This is a genomic window from Methylobacterium sp. WL116 (genome assembly GCF_008039455.1).
In the GTDB taxonomy this organism is placed as follows: Bacteria; Pseudomonadota; Alphaproteobacteria; order Rhizobiales; family Beijerinckiaceae; genus Methylobacterium.
The window spans coordinates 1-4,665 of record NZ_VRUV01000365.1 but is presented as its reverse complement, the minus strand read 5'-3'; the positions used below and the strand labels follow the sequence as shown (position 1 = coordinate 4,665).

General features: G+C 60.7%; 6 protein-coding genes. 3 read left to right on the top strand and 3 right to left on the bottom strand.

Going from position 1 to position 4,665, the window contains the following annotated elements; genetic code table 11:
* The first annotated feature begins 858 nt into the window (after positions 1 to 858).
* Positions 859 to 1,002 carry a hypothetical protein gene (locus FV223_RS30665; protein WP_187276191.1) on the top strand — a complete coding sequence of 48 codons (144 nt, stop codon included), beginning with the start codon at positions 859 to 861 and terminating at the stop codon, positions 1,000 to 1,002.
* A 345-nt stretch (positions 1,003 to 1,347) separates the two neighbouring features.
* Here FV223_RS30665 and FV223_RS20520 read toward each other — a convergent pair whose 3' ends face one another.
* On the bottom strand, positions 1,348 to 1,785 hold the full coding sequence (locus FV223_RS20520; RefSeq protein WP_281407454.1) for a MucR family transcriptional regulator: 438 nt from the start codon (positions 1,783 to 1,785) through the stop codon (positions 1,348 to 1,350).
* Between the two features lie 519 nt (positions 1,786 to 2,304).
* Here FV223_RS20520 and FV223_RS20515 point away from each other — a divergent pair.
* The gene (locus FV223_RS20515) at positions 2,305 to 2,880 is read left to right on the top strand and encodes a MucR family transcriptional regulator (protein ID WP_147728738.1); all 576 of its coding nucleotides are present in this window, start codon (positions 2,305 to 2,307) and stop codon (positions 2,878 to 2,880) included.
* Between the two features lie 192 nt (positions 2,881 to 3,072).
* Here the strand turns inward: FV223_RS20515 and FV223_RS20510 are convergent, their stop codons facing one another.
* Positions 3,073 to 3,378, bottom strand: a complete 306-nt coding sequence (locus FV223_RS20510) for a hypothetical protein (RefSeq protein ID WP_147728737.1) — start codon at positions 3,376 to 3,378, stop codon at positions 3,073 to 3,075.
* Positions 3,379 to 3,642: 264 nt separating this feature from the next.
* Between FV223_RS20510 and FV223_RS20505 the strand changes: the two genes are divergently transcribed.
* Positions 3,643 to 3,885 carry a hypothetical protein gene (locus FV223_RS20505; protein ID WP_147728736.1) on the top strand — a complete coding sequence of 81 codons (243 nt, stop codon included), beginning with the start codon at positions 3,643 to 3,645 and terminating at the stop codon, positions 3,883 to 3,885.
* 576 nt (positions 3,886 to 4,461) lie between these two features.
* On the opposite strand, the gene FV223_RS20500 is transcribed toward FV223_RS20505, so the two are convergent.
* The coding region (locus tag FV223_RS20500; protein ID WP_147728735.1) for a transposase at positions 4,462 to 4,665 on the bottom strand (204 nt) is incomplete at its 5' end.

Genomic DNA, 4,665 nt, shown 5'->3' with positions numbered 1-4,665 from the left:
GCATCAAGCGGCTCAGAATTTCCAGATGGCCGATCATGTTTCCCGCCGCACACGCCGAATGTCCTTGGGAAGATCCTGTGCCGGGATCACACGGTCAAGCATGCGACGGCCACGGTTTCAGATAAGCGCGGCAGCTATTCGGAAAGCACCCGCCAAAGCTGACAACCGAAAATCTAACCCGGCGCGGACTTGGGTCATACTCTGCCAGCATGTCGTGAAGCGGACCTTCCCAAGGTCCGCGATGGGTCGCAATCGGGCACTGCGACGATGTCCTCTTCCCTGCATCGCTGCTCCAGGGCGGATCAGCTGAATTCCACCCTTAGCCACCCTTCACTGTCGAGCGGACTGCCAAAAACTGCGGCGAGGGCGTCAGGCTCGATCCGTTCGCTGCGCTCGACATCCTGACGCACGGTGCGGGGAGCGCCCGGTGGCCTGCGCCGTGGCGTCGGCAAAAGCGGAGTAGCAAACTTCGCCACTCCTAAGTGTGCTGGTTTTTTCCGTGCGCCGTCTCTAGGCGCATTCGGTGCGGTGCAATGCTTAACGCCGGCCTTGAACTTTAATAGATTGTTAAGCACCGCCTGTGTGTAACCCGGTAAAACTTCTAACGATGTATGAAAAGGGCTATCTTCGATGATCGATGTAGGAGATCGTTAAGCATCAGAGACGGGGACGAGCGATGCGCGAAGCAGTTGAAGACACTGGCTTTATCCTCAAGCTCGCTCTCGTGGTCTTCATAGGCCAGGGCCTGATGATGCTGGTCCACTGACGGCTCATAACTTCGCCACCTTCGGGGCGCTGCCATAACGGCAGAACCGGCGCCGCTTCATTGCAGGCACCGCATGCACCGGAGCCCTACCCATGCTGAAGATCGTCGGCGCCATCCTCACTGTCGCAGCTGTCGTCGCGATCGGAGGTCTGGTGCAGCTGTCGGCGCGGGCCGTCAGAGCCGTTCGTGGCCTTGTTGGGCGCACCCCGGCGGTCGCACAGATCACGGCCCCATGACAGAGCGGGCGCCCTGTAGGGGGAACCTCCATCGATGAGATGCCTTCGCCTGATAAAGCATTGGCGAGGACCCCAGGAGCGACGACGAAGCGACGTAAACAGAAGCAGCCGGCACCCAACCGCCAGGCTATCCGCTCGATCCTGCGAAGGCGCCTGTGCCTCCGGCCGAGAGCGCCGGACCGACTTCCTCCGGCCTTCCCGATCCGCAACCGGACCATGCTCCTGAGAGCGGTGGCTACGACGGGAAGCCGCCGTCGACCGGCTCTGGAAACGCCAAGGGAGGCTATGGAGCTAGTTGAGGCCCCCCAACCCGCCGCTGGATCGCGGCGGGCTTCTGTAGACCGTTTAGGCGGCCATACGACCGGGACGGCCCAGGCCGATGTTCTTCGCGAGGGCGGAGCGGGCCTCGGAGTAAGCGGCAGCCGTCGTCGGATAATCGTCCGGCAGGCCGAACTTCGCCCGGTAGCTGTGCGGGTCGAGCCCATGCTTTGTGAGGTGGCGCTTGAGGGTCTTGTACGCCTTCCCGTCGATGAAGCTGACCAGACCCTCATGGCGGATCGACTTGCGGATCTGCGCTGCGGTCGGCTGCTCGACCTCTTCGGCCGGGGCGTTAGCACCATCGGCGGCTGTCCCGTTCGCGATGCCGATAAGAGCCGCATGAACGGTGCGGATTAGATCGGGAAGCTCAGTCGCTGGTACGCGGTTGTTCGAAACGTAAGCAGCTACCAGTTCGGCTGCCATCGTGAGCATATCGGGGTTCAACCCCAGGTTTTCTTCCGTCACTTCAATTATCCTGTGTGTACGTTACCGGCGTGAGATTTACCGATCTCTCATCCAGATCAAGGCATGACTCGCACAAAATCGCGCGAGCCTGCTGTGATCTGTACGCATGGTCGAGGGACATGGTTTCGCGGAAAAGTGGGCCGGTGCGTCCCCATGGGCGGCCCCGGCTACTCGTGGATAACGACAGCGCCTATTTCCACGACAGGCTATCGAGGCCCACGGTGCCTCGAACGACTCCGAAGCTTAGCGCCAAGCCGGCTTGGAGGCTCAACACCAAGCGGTCCTCGTATTGAGCGCCGTCGGCTGTGGCAGGAACAGTCAACAGGTCTTCTACAGCAGCTTGCAGCGGGGATAGAAGCCTTGGACGCTCGAGCGGTCCGGGGTTTCTATCCCCCGCTAAACCTCATGTTGAAGCACAGCAACAAACTTTTTCATCCGCGTTTTTTCATCCAGTAGTGTGTTTTTCTCTGGATATGCCTTGACGATCAACCTTGTTCGGCAGAGCAATAGATCCACTTAATGAAAGGGATCGCCGTGGCCGAACAAGCTGAAGCCCAACCGAACAACTTCATCGAACTCGCTGCCGACCTCGTCGCGGCTTATGTCTCAAACAACAATGTGCCGGTGTCGGAGCTACCCAAGGTTATCGCCAGCGTGCACACGGCCTTGGCGGGTCTTGCCAACGGGGCGCCCGCCGAGCCCGCGGGCCCCGAGAAGCCGACGCCGGCACAGATCCGCAAGTCGGTCACGCCCGACGCGCTGATCTCCTTCCTCGACGGCAAGCCCTACAAAACGCTGAAGCGCCACCTGACCGTGGCCGGCCTGACGTTGGAGGAGTACCGCGCACGCTACGGCTTGCCTTCGGACTACCCGTCGACGGCTGCAAGCTACTCCGCTCAGCGGTCCGAGCTTGCTCGATCCCTCGGCCTCGGTCAGCAACGGAAAAAGGCGGCTCCCAAGGCTGCCGCAGCCGACGAAACAGTCTCCGAGGCGCCCAAGACCCGCGGTAGGAAGCCCAAGGCCGCTCAGGCTCCTGAGGCGGCTCCGAAGGCCCGCGGGCGGAAGAAGGTCGAGAAGGTCGCGGAGACGACTTGAAGCCGCTCAGCGCCCCGTTACGGCACACTACGGCATCCGGTGCGGTGACACCTCCCTAACGCTGCCTCGCGATCCCGCACCCGGACCAAGTTGCGTATCGGCCTACCGCTGATGAGATAGTCGACCTCCCCCGCCAGCCCGTGATCAGATCGGGCGGCGGGGCCGAGCCGGTCAACGGTTGGTCAGGCAGCGCTACTCCGCTGCTGTCGAGATAAGCCTCGTCCGCCGCGGATGCCTTCCCCCTGCATTTAAGCGGGCCAGGGTCCGCCGCGTGGCGGAGATGGCGTCGGCGAGATCCTCTGAAAGCTCACCTCGGTGTGCCAACGCTTCAAAGCGACGGATAGCGGCCATGTCGGACGCGTTGACCCTGCCGGGCTGAGCCTGGATCGTTCGCATCAGCGTACGCGCCAGCTCTTGGGTCAGCTCAAGCGCTCTACCAAAATCGGTCGTATTGTCGTTCATAGCTGACCTGTGATCATCAACGCTCTTTTCTTTCATATATATTTCTGTAATCTGAGATAGCGGAATAGATTAATTAAGACTTTGGCAAAATTATTTCACGAAGCGCTGTCATTAACCTTTACGCCAACATGAATCTGTACGAATGCCCTAAATTTCACGGATGGTGAGGGCACATATGCTAACCCTTGCTGGAAGATGTTGAATATCTGGGCAGAAATAAGTATTGTTTCGCCTATCATTCCGCGTCATGAGGCCGTTAGTTCGAGAGCGGGCGTACCTTTGCCGCTCAGGATTGATGCCATGCAGACCCTGGGATTGTCCGACTCGCACGAGCGCGGACCGGTGACTGATCGTCGTGCCGTAGCTCTCGACAATGCGCTATGGTTTCGCGCTTTGGCCTGGCGCGCGCTCCGCGATGGCGCCCCCAAGGCTGAACTGCGCGCGGCCAATGCCCGAGCGGCGGCCCGCATTGTGCTGCGTCACGCAAGGCGGGAGGCTTTGGTTCGTCGGCTCGTGCTCGACGCCGGGGCGGTCGAGGCATAGGCGTCTGACCTGTGCTTCAGTGCTGCCACCCGAACTTCTCACCGGATCGAGCGCCAGAGCCACTCAGGAAGTTTGAAGCTTTTTGCCTGTCTGATCATCGCCAGATACACCACGCGGCGTGAACGCAACCACGTTCCCGCCGGACTGCCTCGCGGAATCCACGCTCGAAGCTGCGGGCATCTGAGCAGCCTTTTTCCGCCGTTCGATCGATTGGCCGATCGCGCTTTTTACCGACGACGCGTATCCCCGCCGAGACAGCCATTTGAGGTGAGCGACACCGTTCATCATTCACAGCCTGATCTGTTCGTTAGCGGCGTGAGTAACGCACCAACGTCAGGAACAGACCAGAACCTTATTGTCTGAGCGTCCCAATCTTTGGTCTCTACGTCTCATTTTTAAGAACATTCGTGAACGGCTTCGATATCACGCGCCGCCCGGATGCGTCGTAGACCTCAACCGTCCAAGTCGACCAATCGCGCCGAGGGCTGCCAAGCATCAGGTCCAGCGCCACCCGCTCAGCACGCACCCACATCATCTCCCCGTTGCCAGCCAGTAACGGCTCTCCGCTAGGGCGTGTCATCGCTTGAGCCAATCGAGGGCGGCTGCGAGGGAGAGGACGCCCATGAAGCTGACGGCAGTCTTCTCGTAGCGGCTGGCGATGGCGCGCCACTCTTTGAGCCTGGCCCAGAGGCGCTCGACCTGGTTACGGTTGTTGTAGATCCAATCAGGGCAGGCCACGGGCGCTTCGTGGCGCTGAGGCGGGATCGCAGGCCGAGCGCC

Excerpts from the sequence above, each read along its gene's own strand:
- FV223_RS30665 (WP_187276191.1), top strand. The coding sequence starts at position 859 with ATGCTGAAGATCGTCGGCGCCATCCTCACTGTCGCAGCTGTCGTCGCG.
- FV223_RS20505 (WP_147728736.1), top strand. The coding sequence starts at position 3,643 with ATGCAGACCCTGGGATTGTCCGACTCGCACGAGCGCGGACCGGTGACT.
- FV223_RS20510 (WP_147728737.1), bottom strand. The coding sequence starts at position 3,378 with ATGAAAGAAAAGAGCGTTGATGATCACAGGTCAGCTATGAACGACAAT.
- FV223_RS20515 (WP_147728738.1), top strand. The coding sequence starts at position 2,305 with ATGAAAGGGATCGCCGTGGCCGAACAAGCTGAAGCCCAACCGAACAAC.